23 protein-coding genes are annotated in these 22,638 nt (G+C 59.1%); 7 read left to right on the top strand and 16 right to left on the bottom strand.

Features of this window, described 5'->3' with window-relative positions; genetic code table 11:
- The first annotated feature begins 76 nt into the window (after window positions 1–76).
- Window positions 77–649, top strand: a complete 573-nt coding sequence (locus AC1RL4_RS28245; RefSeq protein WP_019579431.1) for a cytochrome b — start codon at window positions 77–79, stop codon at window positions 647–649.
- Between the two features lie 83 nt (window positions 650–732).
- Here the strand turns inward: AC1RL4_RS28245 and AC1RL4_RS28240 are convergent, their stop codons facing one another.
- On the bottom strand, window positions 733–2,541 hold the full coding sequence (locus tag AC1RL4_RS28240; RefSeq protein WP_019579430.1) for a monovalent cation:proton antiporter-2 (CPA2) family protein: 1,809 nt from the start codon (window positions 2,539–2,541) through the stop codon (window positions 733–735).
- 193 nt (window positions 2,542–2,734) lie between these two features.
- Here AC1RL4_RS28240 and AC1RL4_RS28235 point away from each other — a divergent pair, with 193 nt between their 5' ends.
- Complete coding sequence (locus AC1RL4_RS28235) at window positions 2,735–3,649, top strand: LysR family transcriptional regulator (RefSeq protein ID WP_230172452.1); 915 nt, start codon at window positions 2,735–2,737, stop codon at window positions 3,647–3,649.
- Here AC1RL4_RS28235 and AC1RL4_RS28230 read toward each other — a convergent pair.
- From AC1RL4_RS28230 to AC1RL4_RS28215, 4 genes are all read right to left on the bottom strand, one after another.
- Window positions 3,639–4,415, bottom strand: a complete 777-nt coding sequence (locus AC1RL4_RS28230) for a substrate-binding domain-containing protein (RefSeq protein WP_230172453.1) — start codon at window positions 4,413–4,415, stop codon at window positions 3,639–3,641. The genes AC1RL4_RS28235 and AC1RL4_RS28230 overlap by 11 nt on opposite strands.
- Before the next feature lie 32 nt (window positions 4,416–4,447).
- Complete coding sequence (locus tag AC1RL4_RS28225; RefSeq protein WP_018929736.1) at window positions 4,448–5,740, bottom strand: MFS transporter; 1,293 nt, start codon at window positions 5,738–5,740, stop codon at window positions 4,448–4,450.
- Window positions 5,741–5,911: 171 nt separating this feature from the next.
- Window positions 5,912–6,985: a sensor domain-containing diguanylate cyclase gene (locus AC1RL4_RS28220; RefSeq protein ID WP_018929735.1), complete on the bottom strand. Its 1,074-nt coding sequence runs from the start codon at window positions 6,983–6,985 to the stop codon at window positions 5,912–5,914.
- A 216-nt stretch (window positions 6,986–7,201) separates the two neighbouring features.
- Entirely contained in the window at window positions 7,202–7,663 is a 462-nt protein-coding gene (locus AC1RL4_RS28215; protein WP_019579425.1) for a hypothetical protein, read from the bottom strand.
- Between the two features lie 272 nt (window positions 7,664–7,935).
- Here AC1RL4_RS28215 and AC1RL4_RS28210 point away from each other — a divergent pair, with 272 nt between their 5' ends.
- Window positions 7,936–8,274, top strand: a complete 339-nt coding sequence (locus AC1RL4_RS28210) for an FKBP-type peptidyl-prolyl cis-trans isomerase (RefSeq protein ID WP_018929733.1) — start codon at window positions 7,936–7,938, stop codon at window positions 8,272–8,274.
- A 266-nt stretch (window positions 8,275–8,540) separates the two neighbouring features.
- Here the strand turns inward: AC1RL4_RS28210 and AC1RL4_RS28205 are convergent, their stop codons facing one another.
- Window positions 8,541–8,876 carry a hypothetical protein gene (locus AC1RL4_RS28205; protein ID WP_028940237.1) on the bottom strand — a complete coding sequence of 112 codons (336 nt, stop codon included), beginning with the start codon at window positions 8,874–8,876 and terminating at the stop codon, window positions 8,541–8,543.
- On the bottom strand, window positions 8,873–10,114 hold the full coding sequence (locus AC1RL4_RS28200) for an S-type pyocin domain-containing protein (RefSeq protein ID WP_028940238.1): 1,242 nt from the start codon (window positions 10,112–10,114) through the stop codon (window positions 8,873–8,875). The genes AC1RL4_RS28205 and AC1RL4_RS28200 overlap by 4 nt, the downstream gene beginning before the upstream one ends.
- 264 nt (window positions 10,115–10,378) lie before the next feature.
- Here AC1RL4_RS28200 and AC1RL4_RS28195 point away from each other — a divergent pair, with 264 nt between their 5' ends.
- Both AC1RL4_RS28195 and dmeF read left to right on the top strand, forming a co-directional pair.
- Entirely contained in the window at window positions 10,379–10,654 is a 276-nt protein-coding gene (locus tag AC1RL4_RS28195) for a metal/formaldehyde-sensitive transcriptional repressor (RefSeq protein WP_230172454.1), read from the top strand.
- Window positions 10,655–10,665: 11 nt separating this feature from the next.
- Window positions 10,666–11,592, top strand: a complete 927-nt coding sequence (gene dmeF / locus AC1RL4_RS28190) for a CDF family Co(II)/Ni(II) efflux transporter DmeF (protein ID WP_230172459.1) — start codon at window positions 10,666–10,668, stop codon at window positions 11,590–11,592.
- Between the two features lie 8 nt (window positions 11,593–11,600).
- On the opposite strand, the gene AC1RL4_RS28185 is transcribed toward dmeF, so the two are convergent.
- Window positions 11,601–12,707, bottom strand: coding sequence for a cytochrome P450 (locus AC1RL4_RS28185; RefSeq protein WP_230172462.1), 1,107 nt, complete (start codon window positions 12,705–12,707; stop codon window positions 11,601–11,603).
- 81 nt (window positions 12,708–12,788) lie between these two features.
- Between AC1RL4_RS28185 and AC1RL4_RS28180 the strand changes: the two genes are divergently transcribed.
- Window positions 12,789–13,550: an ArsR/SmtB family transcription factor gene (locus AC1RL4_RS28180; protein WP_096480049.1), complete on the top strand. Its 762-nt coding sequence runs from the start codon at window positions 12,789–12,791 to the stop codon at window positions 13,548–13,550.
- On the opposite strand, the gene AC1RL4_RS28175 is transcribed toward AC1RL4_RS28180, so the two are convergent.
- Window positions 13,547–14,155 carry a LysE family translocator gene (locus AC1RL4_RS28175; protein ID WP_028940243.1) on the bottom strand — a complete coding sequence of 203 codons (609 nt, stop codon included), beginning with the start codon at window positions 14,153–14,155 and terminating at the stop codon, window positions 13,547–13,549. The two genes, AC1RL4_RS28180 and AC1RL4_RS28175, sit on opposite strands and share 4 nt — an antisense overlap.
- A gap of 104 nt (window positions 14,156–14,259) precedes the next feature.
- On the opposite strand from AC1RL4_RS28175, the gene AC1RL4_RS28170 reads away from it, so the two are divergent.
- On the top strand, window positions 14,260–15,186 hold the full coding sequence (locus tag AC1RL4_RS28170) for a LysR substrate-binding domain-containing protein (protein WP_019579420.1): 927 nt from the start codon (window positions 14,260–14,262) through the stop codon (window positions 15,184–15,186).
- On the opposite strand, the gene AC1RL4_RS28165 is transcribed toward AC1RL4_RS28170, so the two are convergent.
- The 7 genes from AC1RL4_RS28165 to AC1RL4_RS28135 all read right to left on the bottom strand — a co-directional run bounded on the left by AC1RL4_RS28165 (window position 15,176) and on the right by AC1RL4_RS28135 (window position 22,603).
- Window positions 15,176–15,517, bottom strand: coding sequence for a hypothetical protein (locus AC1RL4_RS28165; protein ID WP_028940245.1), 342 nt, complete (start codon window positions 15,515–15,517; stop codon window positions 15,176–15,178). The genes AC1RL4_RS28170 and AC1RL4_RS28165 overlap by 11 nt on opposite strands.
- A gap of 224 nt (window positions 15,518–15,741) precedes the next feature.
- The gene (locus tag AC1RL4_RS28160) at window positions 15,742–16,269 is read right to left on the bottom strand and encodes a serine acetyltransferase (RefSeq protein ID WP_096480051.1); all 528 of its coding nucleotides are present in this window, start codon (window positions 16,267–16,269) and stop codon (window positions 15,742–15,744) included.
- A 167-nt stretch (window positions 16,270–16,436) separates the two neighbouring features.
- The gene (locus AC1RL4_RS28155) at window positions 16,437–17,456 is read right to left on the bottom strand and encodes a branched-chain amino acid aminotransferase (protein ID WP_019579417.1); all 1,020 of its coding nucleotides are present in this window, start codon (window positions 17,454–17,456) and stop codon (window positions 16,437–16,439) included.
- 190 nt (window positions 17,457–17,646) lie between these two features.
- A complete protein-coding gene (gene lpdA / locus AC1RL4_RS28150; protein WP_230172463.1) occupies window positions 17,647–19,029 on the bottom strand; it encodes a dihydrolipoyl dehydrogenase in 1,383 nt (460 codons plus the stop codon).
- 3 nt (window positions 19,030–19,032) lie between these two features.
- The gene (locus tag AC1RL4_RS28145; protein WP_230172464.1) at window positions 19,033–20,307 is read right to left on the bottom strand and encodes a dihydrolipoamide acetyltransferase family protein; all 1,275 of its coding nucleotides are present in this window, start codon (window positions 20,305–20,307) and stop codon (window positions 19,033–19,035) included.
- Window positions 20,308–21,366: an alpha-ketoacid dehydrogenase subunit beta gene (locus AC1RL4_RS28140; protein WP_230172465.1), complete on the bottom strand. Its 1,059-nt coding sequence runs from the start codon at window positions 21,364–21,366 to the stop codon at window positions 20,308–20,310.
- A 1-nt stretch (window position 21,367) separates the two neighbouring features.
- The gene (locus AC1RL4_RS28135) at window positions 21,368–22,603 is read right to left on the bottom strand and encodes a 3-methyl-2-oxobutanoate dehydrogenase (2-methylpropanoyl-transferring) subunit alpha (RefSeq protein ID WP_019579413.1); all 1,236 of its coding nucleotides are present in this window, start codon (window positions 22,601–22,603) and stop codon (window positions 21,368–21,370) included.
- Between the last annotated feature and the right edge of the window lie 35 nt (window positions 22,604–22,638).

Raw genomic sequence — 22,638 nt, 5'->3', positions numbered from 1 at the left:
CGGTCGGTTCGACGAAACCGGATCCAGGCTGCACGAAATGAGTCGGCAGCCGCCACCGATCTACACGAGGTTCTGTATGACCCCAGATTCAGCAGTACACCGGTATGGAAAACTCTCGATCACCTTGCACTGGCTGATGTTGGCGCTGTTCGTCGGCGTTTATGGCTGCATCGAGATCAAAGGGCTACTGCCCCGTGGAAGTGATTCGAGGGGCCTTTTCCTGGGGCTTCACGGCTTATTCGGATTGAGCATTTTTGCGTTGGTCTGGGTCCGCCTGCTCGGGCGCCTCACGCCCCGGCCACCGATTACCCCGGCCCTGTCAACCTGGCAGACCGGCGTCTCGCACCTCATGCACCTGGCGCTGTATGTGCTGATGATTGCAACGCCGCTATTGGCCTGGTTGATGCTGGCCGCCGGTGGCAAGCCGATGCCGTATTTCGAGTTTTTCCTGCCGGCGCCCGTGGCGGTTGATCCCGTGCTGGCCAAGCAATTCAAGCATTGGCATGAGTGGCTCGGCAGTGCCGGTTACTGGCTGATCGGTTTGCACGCGGCGGCGGGGTTGGTCCATCACTACTGGGTTCGCGACAACACGCTCACGCGCATGTTGCCCAAGGGATTTAGTGCGGGTGTCAACGAGCGTCAGCGATAAGTTTCCCTGGACGTTAGGGTTGCCTCGAACGCTGCGTCATCATTCATCGCGAGCTTGCTCGCGATGAAGCCATCACTGTCACCTCAAACCTTACCTGCTTGCTCCTCCAGCTGATCTGACTCAAACAACTTCGCCAGTTCCGCCCGCGCTTCCTGCGCCGTTTGCATTACCTTGGCGGCATCGTCATACACCGCGTGCTGAGCCTCCAGCACTTGTTCGTCGTGATGGGTAAAGCGCTTGATCCGCGCATCCGCCTGGGCTTGTGTCAGCCCCAGTCCAACCAGGGTGCGCCGGGTCATTTCCAGGCTGGAGTAATAGGTCTCCCGCACCGCCTGCGCCCCGACATCCACCAAGCGGTGCACATGCTGACGGTTACGGGCGCGGGCGATGATTTTGATGTGCGGATAAAGCTTGTGCACCACCTCGGCCGTCTTGATGTTGGTGTCCGGATCATCGGTGGCGATCACAAAGAACTCCGCTTGCTCGACCTTGGCGGCGCTGAGGATTTCCGGGCGCATCGGGTCGCCGTAGAACACCGGAACGCCACCGAAGCTGCGGGACAGTTCGATGGTTTCCACCGAGGTGTCGAGGGCGATGAACTTGATGTTCTGCGCCCGCAGAATCCGCGCCACGATCTGCCCCATACGACCCATGCCGGCAATGACCACGCGGGGCGTGTCGGCGTCGATTTCACGGAACTTCTGCGGCACCTCCACCGGTTGCACCTTGGGTTTGACCAGTCTTGCGCAGGCCAGCAGCAACAGCGGCGTCAGCGCCATCGACAGGGTGATGGTCAGCACCAGCAGGTCGTACAGGCGCGGTTCGAACAAGCCCTGATCCCGGCCGATCTTGAACACCACAAAAGCAAATTCACCACCGGCCGCCAGCACGATCCCCAGACGAATCGCATTAACCTTGCCCAACCCTCCGGCCAGTCGACCGACCACAAACAGCAGCGGCAGCTTGATGGCGATCAGCAGCACGGTCAGCCCCAGCACCACGACCGGCGCACTGAGCAGCAGACTCAAGTTGGCGCCCATGCCGACGCTGATGAAAAACAGCCCCAGCAGCAGGCCCTTGAACGGTTCGATCTGCGCTTCCAGTTCGTGACGGTATTCGGAGTCCGCCAGCAGCAAACCGGCGAGGAACGCGCCGAGTGCCATGGACACGCCGACCAGGTCCATCAGCCACGCCGTGCCGATCACTACCAGCAATGCGGTGGCGGTGGACACCTCCGGCAGACCGGTCTTGGCCACCACGCGAAACACCGGGCGCAACAGATAACGCCCGCCGATCACCACCACCGCGATGCTGCCCAGCACCCGCAAGCCATGGTTCAAATCTTCGGCCGCGCTGCTGGTGTGATCACCGCCGGCCAGCAACGGCACCATCGCGATCAACGGGATCGCGGCGATGTCCTGGAACAGCAAAATCGCGAACGCCAACCGCCCATGGGGGCTGGTCAATTCCTTGCGCTCGGCCAGGCTCTGCAAACCAAACGCGGTGGACGACAACGCCAGACCCAGGCCCAACACGATGGCGCTGTTCAGGGACTGGCCGAACACGAACAACGCCAGCACGCCAATCACCGAACCGGTCAGCAGCACCTGTGCCAGGCCCACGCCGAACACCGATTTGCGCATCACCCACAAACGTCGCGGCGACAGCTCGAGGCCGATGATGAACAGCAACAACACCACCCCGAGTTCGGAGATGTGGCTGACGCTTTGTGGATTACCGATCAAACCCAGCACCGACGGCCCGATGATCACCCCGGCAAACAGATAGCCGAGCACCGCCCCCAGTTGCAGGCGCTTGGCCAAGGGAACGGCGAGCACCGCCGCGAACAAAAAGACGACTGCGGCTTGTAACAGGTTGCCTTCATGGGGCATGTGAAACTCCAAAAACTCGATACGGCGGGGGCGATAAGGATAAAGGCTGGAGCCGGATGCGTCAGCCATGAACGAAAATGTTTGGGCCTCGCGATGGCAATTTTGCAGGCACCCAAGATGTCGTTACATTTAGCATCAATTAGTGACATTCATAGGATAAGCTGATCAAACTGTTCGTTCCCGAGTGCGCACCATGACCATCAACTTCGACCTTAACGATCTGCAAGCCTTTCGTGCCGTGGTGGAGCAGGGCAGCTTTCGCAAGGCTGCGGACACCGTACGCATCTCCCAACCAGCCCTCAGCCGGCGGATCGAAAAGCTCGAAGACGCTCTGGGCGTGAAATTGTTCGAACGCACGACTCGCCGGGTCAGCCTGACTCAGGCCGGGCGTGGTTTCATGCCCAGCGTCGAACGCCTGCTGGATGACCTGGACGTGGCGCTACTGGGCATCAGCGAAGTCGCCTCGACCCGGCTCGGGCATGTCACCGTCGCCTGTGTGCCGTCGGCGGCGTACTACTTCATGCCGCGTGTGATCGCCCACTACCATCGGCAATTTCCGCGGATCAAGGTCAAGGTGCTCGACTCCAGTGCTCACGAGGTATTGAGTGCCGTGGTCAACGGTGAAGCGGACTTTGGCCTGAGCTTCATGGGCACCCTGGAGGCCGAAGTCGAATTCGAGCCGCTGGTGCAGGAAGGTTATGTGGTGGCGTGCAGACGAGATCACCCCCTTGCAGGACGCAGCAGCGTGACATGGGATGAGTTTTATCAGCAGGATTACATCTCGCTGGACAAGACTTCGGGCAATCGCTTTTTGCTGGATCAAGCGCTGGCTGGCGTGGTGCCGCAGCGGCCGAGCATCTGCGAAACCCGTCATGTGACGACCATGATCGGTCTGGTGGAGGCCGGGTTGGGCGTGGCTGCCGTGCCGTTGATGGCGATGCCGGCGGCGGACCACCCGATTCTGACGCGGGTACCGTTGACCGATCCGCAGGTGATGCGCAATGTTGGGTTGATCAAGCGCCGGGGTCGTACGTTAACCCCGGCGGCATTGGCGTTGGAGCGTCTTGTAGTGGAAATGAAAGTCCAGCAACCTTCGGTCAGTGACTGACTGAGTCCAGCCCTGTAGCTTTTACGTCCGGCTGGGCTGCGGTGGAGGCCAGGTACTCAAGCAGCGCCTTGGCCTCGGCCGGGTGTTGCGCATCGACTGGAATACCGGCGGCGAAACGGGTGACCGATTGCACCGATTCCGGAATTTTCGCCACGAAACTCACCCCAGGCACCGGTAGCAATTCGCTGACCTGCTGGAAGCCCAGTTGATAATCGCCGGTGGCAACCACCGAGCCCACCGGGATTTTCGGGATCATCTTCGATTTGGGTTTGAGCTGGTTTTCGATGCCCAGACGTTTGAACAGTTGATCCTCGATATACACGCCGCTGGCACTGTCGGAGTAGGCGACTGACTTGGCATCGAGCAAGGTTTTTTTCAGGCCTTCCACCGAGCTGATGTCCGGTTTCGGCGCACCTTCACGCACCACCATGCCGATCCGCGAATCCGCCAGTTCGACCCGTGAAGCGGGATCGACTTTGCCTTGCTTGATCAGGTCGTCGAGGGCATAGCCGACCATGATGACCACGTCGGCTTTCTCACCGCGGGCCAGACGATTGGGAATCGCTTCCGGGGCTTTCCCCATGGATGGACCGAGGGCGGTGTCCAGGGTGTTGCCGCTAGACTCGGCGAATTTCGGACCGAGGATTTTGTAGGCCGCCGTGAAACCACCGGACGTCATTACACGGATTTCTTCAGCCTGGGCGATCGAACTCAGACCGAGACTGGCCACCAGGGCCAGGGCGGTAAAGTTGAAAAACCTTTTCATCAAATAGCTCTCGCAGTTAGAGGTTGGGTGGTTCACGACACGGCCGGTTGCAGGCGGCCAGAGGCACGGCGATAGAGAAACAGCGTCGCGCACAGGGCACAGAACGCGGCGAAACTCATCCAGTAACCGGGTGCGGCCTTATCGCCGGTGTACTGGATCAGGAAGGTCGATATGGCCGGTGTGAAACCGCCGAACACCGCCGTCGCCAGGCTATATGCCAAAGAGAAACCTGCGACCCGAACCTCGACCGGCATGATTTCCGTCAGTGCGGCGATCATTGCGCCGTTGTACAAGCCATAAATGAACGACAGCCACAGCAGCACCAACAGCATGTTGATGAAACTCGGTGCTTGCACCAGATAGGTCAGCGCTGGGTAGGCCGTGGCCAACGTCAGTAACGCCATGGCGATCAGTACCGGGCGACGACCGATGCGATCTGAAAGCGCGCCGCCAATCGGCAACCAGAAAAAATTCGAAACGCCCACCAGCAAGGTCACCAACAGCGCATCGGAGGTATTCAGGTGCAGCACGGTTTTGCCGAAGGTCGGCGCGTACACAGTGATCAGATAGAACGCGGTAGTGGTCAGGGCGACCATCATCATCCCGGCGAACACGATGACCCAGTTCTGTCCCAGGGTGCGGAACACGTCGCCCATGCTTGGCCGGTGTTTACGGGCGGTGAACTCTTCGGTTTCTTCCAGGTTACGGCGCAGGAAGAAGATGAAAGGCACGATCATGCAGCCGACGAAAAACGGAATCCGCCATCCCCAATCGGCAATCATCGTCGGCGCCATCCATTGGTTCAGACCATAGCCCAAAGCCGCCGCGACGATGATCGCCACTTGCTGGCTCGCGGATTGCCAACTGGTGAAGAAACCTTTGTTGCCGGGAGTGGCGATCTCCGCGAGGTACACCGATACACCGCCCAGTTCCGCACCGGCCGAGAAGCCTTGCAGCAATCGGCCGATCAGCACGATGGCCGGGGCGAACAGCCCGATGGTTTCGTATCCGGGCACCAGCACAATCAGAATCGTACCGCTGGCCATGATCGACAGGGTGACGATCAGCCCTTTGCGGCGCCCCACATCATCGATGTATGCGCCCAGTATCACGGCGCCCAACGGACGCATCAGGAAGCCGGCGCCGAACACCGCGAACGTCATCATCAGGGACGCAAACTCGCTGCTGGCAGGGAAAAATACGGCAGCGATCTGCGTGGCATAGAAGCCGAAAAGGAAGAAATCGAATTGCTCGAGGAAGTTGCCCGAGGTCACTCGGAAAATCGCACTGGTCCGGGAGCGACCGGAATGGATTGATGCTGTCATTGACGTGTACTCCACCGCTTTTATGACGTGCACTGCCTGGACGCGGTGCACGGTTCTTATTGGGGTGGATAGTGGAGCAGGGACATCGATATGTTAATTGCATAGTTGGTATGTATTGATGCATGAAGCGGATCAATGCTGCCGACCCAGAGACGCGGCGTTTACCCAAGGCTATTCGCTGTGTACGCGTATCGGGCTGATGTTCCCCAACCGATACTGATTATTCCCGCTGCGCTTGGCCTCATACATCGCCAGGTCGGCAATGTGAATCAACCGGTCCATGCTCGGCGCATGGTCCGGGAACACCGCAACCCCAAGGCTGCTGCCGATGTGGCGCTGGTCGTTGCCGATGGTCACCGGCGGTGCGAGTTCGATGAAGATTTTCTGGCAGATGCTGCGGGCTTCGTCTTGCAGGCTGTTGCCTTGGGGAAGGCCTTGGAGGATGACCACGAACTCGTCGCCGCCGATCCGGGCAACGGTGTCGGTTGAACGCAGGATCTTCTTCAGGCGTGTCGCGGTGGTGATCAGCACGCGGTCGCCGGCCGCATGGCCATAGTGGTCGTTGATCGCCTTGAAACCATTGAGGTCGACAAATACCAGTGCCACCCGCGTGGCGCTGAGGCGGGCGTGTTCCAGGGCAGCGGACAGGCGCTCTTCGAGCACCAGGCGATTGGGCAGGCCGGTCAGCGGGTCGTAATGGGCCAGGTGTTGCAGGTAGCTGGCGGAGGCTTTTTCCTCGGTGATGTCGCGGACCACGCCCATCATCTTGATCGTTGCGTCATGCTCATTCTTGACCACATTGCCGGTCTCCCGCAGCCAGCGGATGCTGCCGTCCGGCCAGACCACGCGGTATTCCTCGTCGTGGTTTTCGCCGGTTTCCAGGCAACGCAATTCACCGGCGCGGACCTTGACCCGGTCGTCCGGGTGCACACAGGAACAGAACAGGGCGTAGGAGGGCGTCACCTCGCCGATCTTGAATCCGAACATCCCGTAGATTGCATCCGACCAATAGAGTTTGTCGGTATCAACCTCCCAGTCCCAGGTGCCGATGCGGGCGAAGTATTGGCTGCGTTTGAAGCGCTCGGCGTCGCCTTCCTGGTGGATACTTTGTCCCTCGGTGAGGCTATCGATCAGCGCACGGCACTCGGCCAACTGCTTTTGCAGCGAACGATCGCGCCAAATCAGCGCGACGATCAGGGCAAGGGTCAGCGAGCCGATGGTGACGTCGGTCCAGAGCTGACTCATTGAGGAATTGCGCTCATGGCGTATCGAACCGTGGGGGAGGTGGCGGGTATATTAAGGCTCTGTACGAAAAACTGCCTGCGTGTCGATCATGATGCGTTAAAAACAGGCTCGGAATGCTCATTTACAACCCGTAAACTCCGCTTCTTCGCCTGTATTTGCCTTGCCTGATCGACACTCGGCGACTTTTCGTACAGACCCTGGCAAGCAGGAGGTGGGTCAGTTCACCACTGACGGTTGCGTCGCGACCGAGACGGTGAAGGTCACGACAACCAGCACGACGAGTACCCAGAACATCACCATGACTGTCAGCATGACGACCTTCAGGCTTTGATAAAGCCAGCGCAACCAATGGCCTTCGGGTTTTGCTTCTGAGCGGGTTCTGAGTACGCCTTTCAAATAGAAGCCGAGGAGGGCCAGCAGTGCGCCGTCAATCAACAGCGCAGGCAGGCCGGCTTCGGGGAAAATGCTTCCCCACCGATAGAATGACGACCGGCTCAGGAACACCACATAACAAATGAGGCTGCCGTAGGGGATGGCTCTCCACCATTTACCGGCCAGCGCTCCGACCATCAGGCACATAATCACCATGAACGGGTTGAGGAGAATATTGATCATCCACTCCAGTACGTTGGGGAAGTAGCCCGGGGAATGGATGCTGCGCCAGATGTGTTCAAACATTGTTCAGGCTCCTGCCTTCTATGGAGTAAGTGCTGCTTCGGTGCTTCCGTGCCGCTGCACGGTATCGGCGTATTGTCGGGTTACATAAGTCCTGTTGTGTAAATTAGGGTCTGTACGAAAAGTCGCCGAGTTGCGATCAGGCAGTTTTCGTACAGTGCCCAGTTCACGACCACTGCCGGATGCAGAGCGAAATGGTTGCCAATAGCCTGCATTTCTGGGAAAACGGCGCCCATCAAGCCCGCTCGGGCAAGCGCACAGATAGAGTGAATGTAATGAATGATGAATTGCAGGTAATCGACCTTGAAGTGGGCGACGGCAAAGCCGCCGTCAAAGGCGCGCTGATCACTACCCAATATCGCGGGTGGTTGGAAGACGGCACCGAATTCGATTCTTCCTACAGCCGGGGCAAACCGTTTCAGTGCGTGATTGGCACCGGGCGGGTAATCAAGGGCTGGGACCAGGGAATCATGGGCATGCAGGTCGGCGGTAAGCGCAAGCTGCTGGTGCCGGCGCACCTGGCCTACGGCGAGCGCTCGATGGGGGCGATTACGCCGAATTCGAATCTGATTTTCGAGATTGAATTGCTGGAAGTGCTGACGCGGGATGATTGATGGGCGAGTGAATTGAAATGATTAACCCCGCTGTTTCTGAGAGGAGAGAGCGGGGTTTTTGCTATCTGTGGTGAGGGAGCTTGCTGTGGCGAGGGGGCTTGCCCCCGTTGGGTTGCGCAGCGACCCTGAAACCTGTGCATGCGGCGTTTCAGGGAATCTCCACTCGCCAGTTTTGCGGCTGCTGCGCACCCGAGCGGGAGCAAGCTCCCTCGCCACAATTCAGTGTTCGGTTCGCGGAAAAAATGTTCTTTTGCCTAAACGGCGAATCAGGTGAATGTCTCAATATCGTCAAGGGTGTCCGCCACAATCCCTTCCAGGGATGGAAATTTTTCCTTCACCTTCTCAAGGGCCGGGATGACAGCACCCACGTCCAGATCAGCATGTCTGCGGGCTATGTGACCGAGCGCGGTGATGGCAGCTGCTGCAACCGATTCGGACTCACTCTCGAGGTACTTCAGACAGGTGTTCCGAGCCCAGGTCTTGTCTTGTTCATTCAGGCCAATAGAAATCAATGCAGCAACAACGCTGGTTTCTACGTTGCTAGCTAGAAGTCTCGTCGCTTCCTCGTGGCTCATTGTTGGATCTTGGTAGAGAAGGCTCACTTTTTAACTCCCTGAATGTTGCCTTTGTGATCGGTTTTTCCTGCCTTGATCAGAGCATTTTTCATATCTTGATGGAGTTTATCCCATGGTCTGACATGTCCATGGTAAACGTCCCCTCCGGTACGATCGAAGACAACGATCTCTTTTGTGTCCGGGTCGACACCGATTCGACGTGGTGAGGTAGGTTTTACCTGTACTGAATTATCCAGTGCCTCCTGTCCGTTAACAGGCCCCTTACTTTTTACCGGTGTGTCAGTCTTGCCATGGTAACTGGCTGCGTCGAACTCCAGGGTCAAAACTATATAGAGAGGTTTAATGCCGGAGTCGGCCGGAAATACAAGAATGAAGTCCTTGTACTCAGGCGGGTAGATCGGGTTGACGATGATGTTATCTGCCTGTTCGGTAGGCGGATAAATCCAGATCTGAGGCGCTTGTGGTGCCGCCTCTAGCGGGGGAATCCCTGAGGTGCTGGATAGGTCAACCGCTGGCGTCCATATCAGAGTTATCCCATCACCAAAGTCAGCCACCTGCTGAGAACCCTGACTCTTGAACCGGACGACAGGAATCATTTCCCAATCGCGGCGCTTCTGGGTGTTGTAGCCATAACCCTTCAAGGTGCCATCAGCTTGTTGCTCGACATGCAGTCGAACCCGTGTTCTACCTTCCTTGAGCGATTTGAGCTGTTCTTCTGTGTACAGGGAGCTGTCGCCCAAGCTCGACGGCCACAGCAATGCGACCATTCCGACCAATGCGCCAGCAGCAACACCAGCCGTCACGACACCTGCACCACCAGCCGCACCCGTTCCAGTGCCAGTAGTGCCAACTCCACCTAGAAGTAGCGTCCCCAGCGCAGCAGGTAACGCCCCGGCACTGATTTTTTTGAGCGGAATGTTTCCCGCTGCATCCCTTTCGCGGCCACCCAGCAGGGAGAATTTTCCGTAGTCGGTCAGTTTCTCGACAGGGACAAAACCGGCTGGGCTGTCGCGGTTGATTACGCCGTCGGGGAGGTTGCAGCTTTTGGCGAACACACAACCTATGGAGTTGGATTGGCCCAGCTGTTGAGGCTGTCTGATAAAGCGGTCTTCATATGCCTGCTGTCGGGCCAACATGTCGTCATAGGATTTTTGTCTGGCTTCGCGCTCTGCCAGTTCAGTGGCGGTCATGTAGCGGCTGGTGATGAGGTGTCCGTCGCCCGACGGTGGGTTTTGAACCCGAGGTATGTCTGTTTTGCGAGCCATGAGCGTCCCTGTTTCATTTTTTGAAAGCGATGCGGACGCTATATCAAAGGGCATTTGATAGATGTAGGACCGGTCTGAAATTCTGGCCGTTGTTACAAAAGCTGCTTGTCGCTATGCACTTGGCTCAGTCGGAAAAAACCGCCATCACTTCTCACAGATATGGCGTTTTTTTATTTTGTTGAGCCATGACGCAGTCAACCCGACTTGCCAGCCCTGGCAATATCGGTAACTATGCCCGCCTATATAGGGGTAGGGGGTATAGGTATGTCGCACATCCACGAACACAAAGACGATTTGCTCAATCGCGTCCGGCGCATTGCCGGTCAGGTCCAGGCGGTGGAGCGGGCGTTGGAGTCCGATGCCGATTGCGCCAAAACCCTGCACCTGGTTGCGGCAATTCGCGGTGCGGTCAATGGTCTGATGGACCAGTTCATCGACGCCCACGCCCGTGAACATGTGGCACGTCCCGGCCTCAGCGACGAAGCACGCGCCGAAGGCGTGGAAGACTTGTTGCAAGCCATCCGCCGTTACTCGAAATAGAGGCCTGCCCCATGACACTGACACCTCAGGCTTCGCGCTTTACCCACGACCATCTGTTTCTGGGTGCCGCCCACGATGAAAATGCTCGCCGCACGTTGTGGGTGGTGGCGCTGACGTTCGTGATGATGATTGGCGAGATTGCCGCTGGTTATATCACCGGCTCCATGGCGTTACTGGCGGACGGCTTTCATATGGCGACCCACGCCGTGGCCTTGGGCATTGCCGCGGCGGCCTACAGTTTTGCCAGGCGACACGCCAACAATTCGCGCTTCAGCTTCGGTACCGGCAAGGTCGGGGATCTGGCGGCTTTTGCTTCTGCCATGGTGCTGGGCCTGGTGTCGATCGGCATCGCCGGCGAATCGATCCTGCGGCTGTTTCAACCTATCACCGTGGCTTTCACCGAAGCGACGGTGATTGCGGTGGTGGGGCTGGTGGTGAATGTCGTCAGCGCATTGCTGCTGGCGGGCAACCATGGGGATAACGGCCATGATCATCACAACCATAACCACGGTCACCATCATCACGATAACAACCTGCGCTCGGCGTATGTCCATGTGCTGGCCGATGCATTGACGTCGGTACTGGCTATCGTGGCATTGTTGGCCGGGCGCTATTTGGGTTGGGTCTGGCTGGACCCGGTGATAGGCGTCGTCGGAGCCCTTGTTATCGCGAAATGGGCCTATGGCTTGATGCGCGACAGCGCCGCGGTATTGCTCGACACCACTGACGAGCACGTCGCCGCCGAAATTCGTGAGCTGCTTGAATCGACGGATGATGTTCGCATCAGTGACCTTCATGTCTGGCAAGTCGGGCCCCAGGCGCGAGCCGCAATTGTCAGTGTCGTGGCTACGGCGAGCGTCAGTACAGACGCCATCCGCGAACGTCTGGCGCCGGTTCATGAGTTGTCTCACCTGACGGTCGAATATCGCAACGCTTGAGGTGTTTTTCAGGCAAAGAGCGGAATGCGCCCGTTAAGGGAAGGGCGGTAGTGCCAGGTCAACCGATCCAAAGCCGGTTTCATCATCAGGATCTGAGTCAGCGTCGCGCGGGCGATGCTCAAGGCCAGCACCTGCCCCGGGCACTGATGACGGCCGGCGCCGAAGGTGAAGCTGCGGCGGTTTGGGCGCTCGAGCAGGAACGTATCGGGATCGTCATTAAGCTGCGGATCACGATTGGCCGAGGCCAGCAGCACCAGAATCACGTCGCCGGGGTTCAGGTTCACGCCGTCGATTTCGCACGGTGCGGCGACGAAGCGGCGGGTGTTCTGCACCGGAGGATCGAAGCGCTGCACTTCTGCGATCAGGTCGTTGACTTGAGTCGAGTCGATCTGCGGGTTTCGGCTCAACGCCAGTAGCGCATTGCCGATCAGCCCGGCGGTGGCGTCGTAGGTCTGGGAGAACAGGCCGATCAGGTTGGCGATCAAGGTTTGCGGGTCGGTCGCGGTGGCCGTGAAGCGCTGCCGGATACCGGCGAGCAGGGTGCTTCGATTGTTCGGATCAGCCAGAAGCTCGATGAAATATCCCTTCAGCTGTTCTGCCGCAACATGGGCAGCGTCCAGTTGGGCCTGGTCGCTGAGGGGTGACAGGCAGGCGACGAAGTCAGCGGTCAGCTCGCTGATGGCCCGGCCCTGAGCCGGAGAAAAGCCCAGCAACGCCGCCACTACACAGACCGGCCCGCGAAACATCGCCGTGTACAACCCATCGGCTCCAGGGGTAATCAACCGAGCGCTGACCCGTGAGTTGACGTCGTTCACATCAATCAGCGCCAGCTCCGGCTCAATCGCCGCCCTCGGACAACGCTGCCGCTCACCCTCGTTCATCCGCATCAGCTGACCGAACACCTTGCCGGCCATGCCTTGAGCAATTGCCTTGGGCACCGGCTCATGCGCCGGCCGCACATGGCAATCCGGATGCGCCAGCACGGCAGCAACCGCTCGGGCGCTGCTGGCCACCCACAGTTTCAGTCCCTGATGAAAAACCAATCCACCCTCGGCACGCAGTTGCGCGTAGTAGGGGTAAGGATCGGCGTGAGTCGCAGCGATGATCGGGTCCATGGGTCGCAGCCTTATCGATGGTTGAAAAGTGTTGCTACTATCACCAGTCCGAAAGGGCCTTGATTCGTCCGGGAGCGAAATATGAACGCAGAACAACATGACGTTGGCGTCTCTCAAGTGGCCGCAGCGATTGCAGAGCCTGCGCGGACGAAAATCCTCTGTTCGTTGATGGACGGCCACGCCCGCACCAGCACCGAGCTGGCGGCGGTTGCCGAAGTCAGCGCCTCGACCGCCAGCGCACACCTGGCCAAGCTCAAGGAGCTGGCGCTGGTGCGTTTGCATGTTCAGGGCCGCCACCGCTATTACAGCCTCGCGGACAAACGCGTGGCCCAGGCACTCGAAGCACTGATGGTGATCGGCCAGAACGCCGCACCGACGTTCAACCCGCGCACCCCGGACCGCCTGCAATTCGCCCGCACCTGCTACGACCACATGGCCGGCACGCTGGCGGTGGTGCTGCATGACCGGATGATCGACGCAGGGTGGTTGCTGCAAACCGATGAGGCTTATCGATTGAGCGACAGCGGTGAAGCGTTGTTCGAAGGATTGGGCATCGACGTCATAGACCTCGGTACTTTGCGCCGCCGCTTTGCCTGCCCGTGCCTGGACTGGAGCATGCGTCGGCCGCACCTGGGCGGTGCCTTGGGCGCGGCGTTGCTGCAAACGGCGATCAAACGCCAATGGGTGACGCAGGATCTGGACAGTCGGGCGTTGGCGTTGACGGCAGTGGGGCGAAAGGAACTCGGTCGCCGGTTCGCCGTTGAACTGCCGATTCAGGGAGCGACAGCGCCACTCACATCCACCGAGAACAGGCGCCGCGTGATTGCCAGTCCTGCGACTTAGCGACTGGTCGAGGCCATGAGTACGCCAAAACCGGCGAAGGTCACACCCGAAACTTTCGCGGTCAGCCATGAACCTTTCGGGCTCGACAACCAGCCTTTGGCGGAATTGGCGAGCAAGGCATAGCTGCCGTGCACCAGGATTACCAGTACGCCGTAGGAGGCGACCAGCTTGATGAACTGGCTGTAGAAGTGCGCCGAAGTGTCGATGAATTGCGGGAACACCGCCAAAAAGAAAAACACCGCCTTGGGGTTCAGAAGCTGCATCGAAGCCGCTTCAAGGAAGCGATAACCCGGGCTTGAGGGGCGCGTTTCAAGCAGCGTGCTGAAACGATCCGAGCGCCAGCTTTTGTAGCCCAGGTACAACAAATAGGCAGCCCCTGCGTATTTCAATGCGGTAAAGGCATTCGCGGAGGTGCTGAGTATCAGGCCAACACTGGTGGCGCTGATGGCAGCGACGACAAATGCCCCCGACGCGATCCCCAGAATGCCCGGCACGGCGCCCCTCCAACCGTGGCGCACCGCGTTGGACAGGGTCAGGACCACGCCCGGCCCCGGGCTCAAAATGGTCAGGGTGGCGAAGAGTACAAAGAGTCCGTAACTGTTCATGGCTTGCTCCGTCAGTGGCGTTGGCTGCGTGTTGGCAGATTGGCGTGGCGGCGAGAGTGTGACAAACGCTTTAATTGCAGCGCATAGGTGACTAAATTAGACACATGATAAATCTATTACCGCCCCTTAATGCCGTTCGCGCCTTCGCCGTTGCCGCTCGTCATCAGAGCTTCAGCCTGGCGGCCGAAGAGCTGCATGTCAGCCACAGTGCCGTCAGCCGGCACATCAAATTGCTCGAGGAATACCTGGGGGTGCTGCTGTTTGAGCGGCGTATCCGTCAATCGGTGCTGACGCCGGCCGGCCAGCGCTTCTATGAACAGGTCAGCGCCGGGCTGTCGCAGATCGCCAACGCCGCCGCTGCGCTCAAGCAACATGCCTCGCAACCTACCGTGAAGATCAATGTGCGTCCGTCCTTCGCCATGCTTTGGCTGACGCCCAGGCTGGCGGATTTCGTTGCGCAGCACCCGGGCATCGAGCCGCAGGTGATCACCCAGACCCAGGCCCCCGATCAGGCACGCGACGGGTTCGATATCGTCATTCGCCGTGGTCGTGACGATTGGGCTCCGGCGATTGAGGCGCGAGCGCTGTTCGAAGACGAACTGTTGCTGGTCGCGGCGCCATCGCTGATCGAGCGCCTGCCACTTGAAGACCTCACGTCCCTGAGTCGGCATACATTACTGACCGCCAAGGCACGTCGCGAAGACTGGCACAATTGGGCCATGCACTTCGGTCAATCCCAGTCAGCCACTCAGGTAACCCGGCAGTTTGATCACATGCACCTGGTGCTTCAGGCCGCTGTGGATGGACAGGGCATTGCCCTGTGCCCGACCTCTTTACTGGGCAGCCACATCTCGAGCGGACGCCTGACCTGCCCGTTACCCGAGTTGCGCATGCCGTTGCCGCGTTATTACTACGGTGTTGCGCCGGACGTGACGGCGCACACGCGGATCTTTGTGGAGTGGTTGTTTGCCCGGATCGCTCAGGATGAGCTGAGTTGGCAGACACCTCGTGCCGTGACCGCTACGCCCTGAAGTCCCAGACGATCTCCACCACCCGCACCGCGAGCACCAGGTAAACCAGACCCAGGATGATCTGGAACGCCATGTGATACGGCAACCTGGACAGCCGACGCAAGCCATCGCTGACACTGAGCAGCATCAGCAGTGCTGACGTTGCAATCAATCCCCAGCCGGCGAGGTTTGAGGCGAGCATTCCCATAAACAGTTGATGACCGCCGTGCAACGCGTTGGTGCCCGCCGCGAATAGCAGGGCGCACACCAGCAGGTTCTTGATGTTGTCGAACACTTGCGTGGTGAAGTCTGTTTCCAGCAAGGCCAGATACTTTCGCCAGAATTTACTCATGGTTTTGGTGGCACCTGTTGATGGCGGTTGCACGTGGCAAGTCTAGTGACGTATCAGCTTCGTTGCAGGGAAAAGATCTATTGCACGGGTACCCGATCTGAGCGCTGTCCGACCTGTGCCTTCTCTTGACAGGCATCTCGCAGGATGCGGCGCCGGATACCCCAAGTCTTTATTGACTGGATGTTCGCTCAGATAGACCGGGATACCAACTGGAAGCCTCACGATTATCGAGCGTTATAAAAAATGGCGCCTTCAGGGATGTTTTTATTGACGAATGACATGGCGCCGATAGTGACGTTATCACCAATTGAGAGGGTGTCTGCGATGATGCAACTATTTGCTCCAATACTGACATTGTCTCCGATCATGAGGTCATACTTAGGTAGTCCCATAGTCTTTATTCCAATGGTGGTATTTTGACGGATAAAGAAATTTCGGCCGATACGAACATGGCCGGTGATGACGACTCCAGGCAAATGGCCAATACGAAAACCTAGCCCTATTTGGGCATCAATACTTATATCAACCCCGTACTTAAGATTGATCTTCCTCTCCATTCGTTTCGCATAAGCGCGTGCCAACCCTTTTCGAGCATTTAAATACTGCGCAAATCGATATAAAAATAAGTATCTAAGTGTGTTGTTTTTTCTGGTTCGTTTGAAAATATTGGTTATCAGACCGATGCGGCTTCCCGGTTTTTTCTTGTTTGAAACTTCCGTTCTCCAATGCATCGTTAACGTTTCTAAATTCACAGCGCCGCCCCTAGCCGTATGGTTCTGAAAAATTGGTTAGTGTAGCAATTGAGATATGGAAATGGGTATATATCGATCCCGGAGAGTCATACTTTGCGCAATAAAAAACCCACCCACCGCCAAAGCGATGGATGGGCTATGTGCCGCTTAGAGCAGGTCCGGTCAGATCAAACCTTGACGATCCAGCCCGCTGGCGCTTCGATGTCGCCGGTCTGTACACCGGTCAGCTCTTTGTAGAGCTTCTGGGTGACCGGGCCGACTTCGGTTTCGCTGTGGAACACGTGCAGCTTGTCCTTGTAGCTGATGCCACCGATCGGGGTGATCACCGCGGCAGTACCGCATGCACCGGCTTCCTTGAAGTCGGACAGCTTGTCGATGAACACGTCACCTTCAACCACTTCCAGGCCCAGACGGGTCTTGGCCAGTTCGATCAACGACAGACGGGTGATGCCCGGCAACACCGAAGGGGAGTTCGGGGTGACGAACTTGTTGTCGTGGGTGATCCCGAAGAAGTTGGCCGAGCCGACTTCTTCGATTTTGGTGTGGGTCATCGGGTCCAGGTAGATGGCGTCGGCGAAGTGCGCCTTCTTGGCCTGGGAGCCTGGCATCAGGCTGGCGGCGTAGTTGCCACCGACCTTGGCCGCGCCGGTGCCTTGTGGGGCGGCACGGTCGTAGCTGGAGATCAGGAAGTTGTGCGGGGTCAGGCCGCCCTTGAAGTAGGCGCCGACCGGGATGCAGAAGATCGAGAAGATGAACTCGGGTGCGGTACGCACGCCGATGTTGTCACCCACGCCGATCACGAATGGGCGCAGGTACAGCGCGCCGCCGGTGCCGTAAGGCGGGATGAAACGCTCGTTGGCGCGGACCACGTCCTTGCACGCTTCGATGAACTGTTCGGTGGACACCTGCGGCATCAGCAGGCGCGCGCAGCTGCGTTGCATGCGGGCGGCGTTCTGGTCCGGGCGGAACAGGTTGATCGAACCGTCCTTGCAACGGTAGGCCTTCAGGCCTTCGAAGCACTGCTGGCCATAGTGAAGGGCAGTCGAGCCTTCGCTGATGTGCAGCACGTTATCTTCGGTCAGGGTGCCTTTGTCCCACTCGCCATTACGCCAGTGCGACAGATAGCGCTTGTCTGTCTTGATGTAGTCAAAACCCAGCTTGTCCCAATTGATGCTTTCGTTACCCATGACACCCTCTATCACTTAACAACCGTCGAAACGGTTCAAGGCTTCTGACATTTTTCTGGATGGGGACAACAATACTTCATTCCGGGCCTAAATCGCAGCCCGGATTACGAACTCCGCGACCATCGATGCACCTCGTTGTAGCAGCTGCCTCGCGGTGCTCGACAGCTGCTACCAAGGGTTGCGTTAGTCTTTAAAGGTGCAGGGCATGCCCCAACGCACGCAACGCCGCTTCCTGCACTGCCTCGCCGAGCGTCGGATGCGCGTGGATGGTGCCGGCGATGTCTTCCAGCCGGGCGCCCATTTCCAGGCTCTGACCGAACGCCGTCGACAACTCCGAAACACCCACACCCACCGCCTGCCAGCCAACAATCAGATGATTGTCACGCCGCGCCACGACCCGCACGAAGCCGCTTTTCGACTCCAGTGTCATCGCCCGGCCATTGGCGGCGAACGGGAAGCTGGACACGATGCAGTCTAGCCCCGCAGCCTTGGCCTCGTCCGGGGTCTTGCCGACCACCACCAGTTCCGGGTCGGTGAAACACACGGCGGCAATGGCGGTCGGGTTGAATTCGCGGTGTTTGCCGCTGATCAGTTCGGCAACCATCTCGCCCTGGGCCATGGCCCGGTGGGCGAGCATCGGTTCGCCGCTGAGGTCGCCGATGGCGTAGACGTTGCGCATGCTGGTCTGGCAACGGTTGTCGATCTTGATTGCCGAACCGTTCATGTCCAGGTTCAAGGCTTCGAGGTTCCAGCCCTGGGTGTTGGGTTTGCGACCGACGGCCACCAGCACCTGATCGGTTGCAAGATTCAGGATGTCGCCGTTCGGGTCGCGAACTTGAAGTAAATTTCTTTGATAATCAAAGCCTTCAACGCTGTGCTTCAAGTAAAGCTTCACGTCGAGTTGTTTGAGTGCTTCGTGCACCGGATGGGTCAGTTCGGCATCGTAAGCCGGCAGAATACGATCCTGCGCCTCGACCACGCTGACCTCGGCGCCGAGCTTGCGATAAGCAATCCCCAGCTCCAGACCGATATAACCGCCACCGACCACGACCAGTCGTTTCGGCACGCTTTTCGGCGCCAGGGCTTCGGTGGAGGAGATGATCGGCCCGCCAATTGGCAGCATTGGCAGGTTGACGCTTGTCGAACCGGTGGCCAGCACCAGGTGTTCGCACTGAATCCGCGTGTCGCCGACTTCAACGGTTTTACCGTCGATCACTTTCGCCCAGCCGTGAATGACCTGGACCTTGTGTTTCTTTAATAGCGCCGAGACGCCAGTGGTCAGGCGATCAACGATGCCGTCCTTCCACTCGACGCTTTTGCCGATGTCCAGGGTCGGCGCCGATACGTTGATGCCCAGCGCCGAGTACTGGCTGTGGTGCTGTGTCTGGTGGAACTGTTCGGCGACGTGGATCAACGCCTTGGACGGAATGCAGCCGATGTTCAGGCAGGTGCCGCCCAACGATTGGCCTTCCACCAGAATGGTCGAAATGCCCAACTGACCGGCACGGATCGCCGTCACATAACCGCCAGGGCCGCCGCCGATGATCAGCAGCGTGGTGTTCAGAGTTTGCATTTCTTACTCCACAAACAGCGTTGCGGGTTGTTCGAGCAAGCCACGAATGGCCTGGATGAAGAGCGCCGCGTCCATGCCATCGACCACGCGGTGATCGAAAGAGCTGGAGAGGTTCATCATCTTGCGGATCACGATCTGGCCTTTGATCACCATTGGCCGTTCGACGATTTTGTTCACGCCGACGATCGCCACTTCCGGCAGGTTCAGCACCGGCGTGCTGACGATGCCGCCCAATGCGCCGAGGCTGGTCAGGGTGATGGTCGAGCCGGACAGCTCATCGCGACTGGCCTTGCCAGTGCGTGCAGCCGTCGCCAAACGGGAGATTTCCGCGGCGTTGTCCCACAGGCTGCGGGCTTCGGCGTGACGCACTACCGGCACCATCAAACCGATGTCGGCTTGCGTGGCGACGCCCACATGCACTGCGCCGAGGCGGGTGATGACCTGGGCCTCGTCGTCGTAACGGGCGTTGATCTGCGGGAAGTCGCGCAGGGCCACGACCAGGGCGCGCACCAGGAACGGCAGCAAGGTCAGCTTGCCACGGGCCGCGCCGTGTTTTTCGTTCAGGTGCGCACGCAATTCTTCGACGGCGGTGACATCGATTTCTTCGACGTAACTGAAGTGGGCGGCACGCTGGGTGGCGTCCTGCATACGATGGGCGATCTTGCGGCGCATGCCGATCACCGGGATTTGCTGTTCGTCGTTGCGCTGGGCGTAAGCGGCGGTGGCCGTCGATGCGTTCGACTGACCCTGAGCCAGATAAGCTTCGAGGTCTTCGTGCAGAATCCGCCCGGCAGGGCCGCTGCCACGCACCAGGCGCAGTTGAATGCCAAGGTCCAGCGCATGCTTGCGCACGGCCGGGGAGGCCAGCGGACGTTCGTCGGCTTCGCGGGCGACCATCGGTCCTTGGCAAGCGGCAGCCGGACGCGGGGCCGCTGCAGCCGGTGTGCTTTCTACGACGGCTTCAACTTTCGGCGCCGCCATAGGTGCTTCTTTAATAACCGCCGTTGGCGCAGTCGATTCCTTAACGTTGCCTGCGCCTTCGACTTCAATGCTGATCAGCACGCTGCCGACCGCCATGACTTCGCCCGGCTGTCCACCCAGTGCAATCACCTTGCCGTTCACCGGCGAGGGGATGTCGACCATCGCCTTGTCGGTCATGACATCGGCCAGCACCTGATCTTCGACGACCATGTCGCCGACCTTGACGTGCCACTGAGACAACTCAACTTCTGCAATGCCTTCGCCAATGTCCGGCATTTTAATAACGTGCGTGCCCATTCAGACCTCCATAACCCGATGCAAAGCCGCGCCCACACGGGACGGACCAGGGAAATACGCCCACTCTTGCGCGTGCGGGTAGGGGGTGTCCCAACCGGTCACACGCTCGATTGGCGCTTCCAGGTAGTGGAAGCAATGCTCTTGCACCAGCGCGACCAGCTCGGCGCCGAATCCGCAGGTACGGGTCGCTTCGTGAACAACTACGCAGCGTCCGGTTTTCTTCACCGACTTGACGATGGTTTCCAGGTCCAGCGGCCACAGGCTGCGCAGGTCGATGACTTCGGCGTCGATGCCGGTTTCTTCAGCGGCGACTTGCGACACATAAACCGTGGTGCCGTAGGTCAGGATGGTCACGTCCTTGCCCGGACGGGTGATGGCGGCAACATCCAGCGGTACGGTGTAGTAGCCGTCCGGCACTTGCGCGGCGGGGTGTTTCGACCACGGGGTTACCGGGCGGTCGTGGTGGCCGTCGAACGGGCCGTTGTACAGGCGTTTTGGCTCGAGGAAGATCACCGGGTCATCGTTTTCGATGGAGGCGATCAGCAGGCCTTTGGCGTCGTAAGGGTTGGATGGCATCACGGTGCGCAAGCCGCAGACCTGGGTGAACATCGCCTCGATGCTCTGGCTGTGAGTCTGGCCGCCATAGATGCCGCCGCCGCAAGGCATGCGCAGGGTCATCGGCGCGGTGAACTCACCGGCCGAGCGATAACGCAAGCGCGCCGCTTCGGAAATGATCTGGTCCGATGCCGGGTACACGTAGTCGGCGAACTGGATCTCGGCCACCGGCCGCAAACCGTAAGCACCCATGCCCACGGCGACGCCGACGATGCCACTCTCGGAGATCGGCGCATCGAACACCCGGGAGGTGCCGTACTTGGTCTGCAGGCCTTCGGTGCAACGGAACACACCACCGAAATATCCGACGTCCTGGCCGAACACCACGACGTTGTCGTCACGCTCAAGCATCACATCCATGGCCGAGCGCAGGGCCTGGATCATGGTCATGGTGGTCGTGGTCATGGCGGTTTCCAACTGAATATTATTGTTGTGATCGTTCATGTCAGATCCCCAACTCCTGACGCTGGCGCTTCAAGTGCTCCGGCATCTCTTTGTAGACGTCTTCGAACATGGTCGCGGCGCTCGGAATCTGGCCGCCGGCGAGGGTGCCGTACTGCTCGGCTTCTTTCTGCGCGGCGATCACTTCGGCTTCCAGTTCGGCGCTGACAGCGGCGTGTTCCTCCTCGGACCACTGACCGATTTTGATCAGGTGCTGCTTGAGGCGAGCAATCGGGTCACCCAACGGGAAGTGACTCCAGTCGTCGGCAGGACGGTATTTGGAAGGATCATCGGAGGTCGAGTGCGGGCCGGCACGGTAGGTGACCCATTCGATCATGGTCGGGCCGAGGTTGCGCCGTGCGCGTTCGGCAGCCCAGGCGGATGCAGCGTAGACCGCGTAGAAATCGTTGCCATCGACCCGCAGGGAGGCGATGCCGCAACCGACGCCGCGTCCGGCAAAGGTGGTGGCTTCACCGCCGGCAATCGCCTGGAACGTCGAGATCGCCCACTGGTTGTTGACCACATTGAGGATCACTGGCGCACGGTACACGTGGGCGAAGGTGAGGGCGGTGTGGAAGTCCGATTCAGCGGTGGCGCCGTCGCCGATCCAGGCCGAGGCGATTTTGGTATCGCCCTTGATCGCCGAGGCCATGCCCCAGCCCACCGCCTGGACGAATTGGGTGGCGAGGTTGCCGGAAATGGTGAAGAAACCGGCTTCCTTGACCGAGTACATGATCGGCAGCTGACGGCCCTTGAGCGGATCGCGCTCGTTGGACAGCAGTTGGCAGATCAGGTCCACCAGCGGCACTTCGCGGGCCATCAGGATGCTTTGCTGACGGTAGGTGGGGAAACACATGTCGTCGATGTTCAGGGCCAGGGCCTGGGCGCTGCCGATGGCTTCTTCGCCGAGGCTCTGCATGTAGAACGACATTTTTTTCTGGCGCTGGGCGACCACCATGCGGTTGTCGTAGATCCGCGTCTTGAGCATGGCGCGCATGCCTTTGCGCAGGATCTCGACGGGTACGCCTTCAGCCCATGGGCCGAGGGCATTGCCCTGGTCGTCGAGCACGCGAATCAGGCCTCTGGCCAGATCAGCGGTATCGGCCGGTTCTACGTCGATTGGGGGTTTGCGCACCGTGCCGGCATCGGTCAGATGCAGGTAGGAGAAGTCGGTTTTGCAGCCGGGACGGCCCGAAGGTTCGGGAACGTGCAGGCGCAGCGGTTCGTACGCTTGGTTCATGGCTTCTACGCTCGATCTTGTGAATTTCTTGTAGT

Source organism: Pseudomonas sp. GW822-FHT07A10, assembly GCF_058798795.1.
Note: the sequence above shows the minus strand (reverse complement) of the source record. Positions and strands in the feature narration are given on the sequence as shown.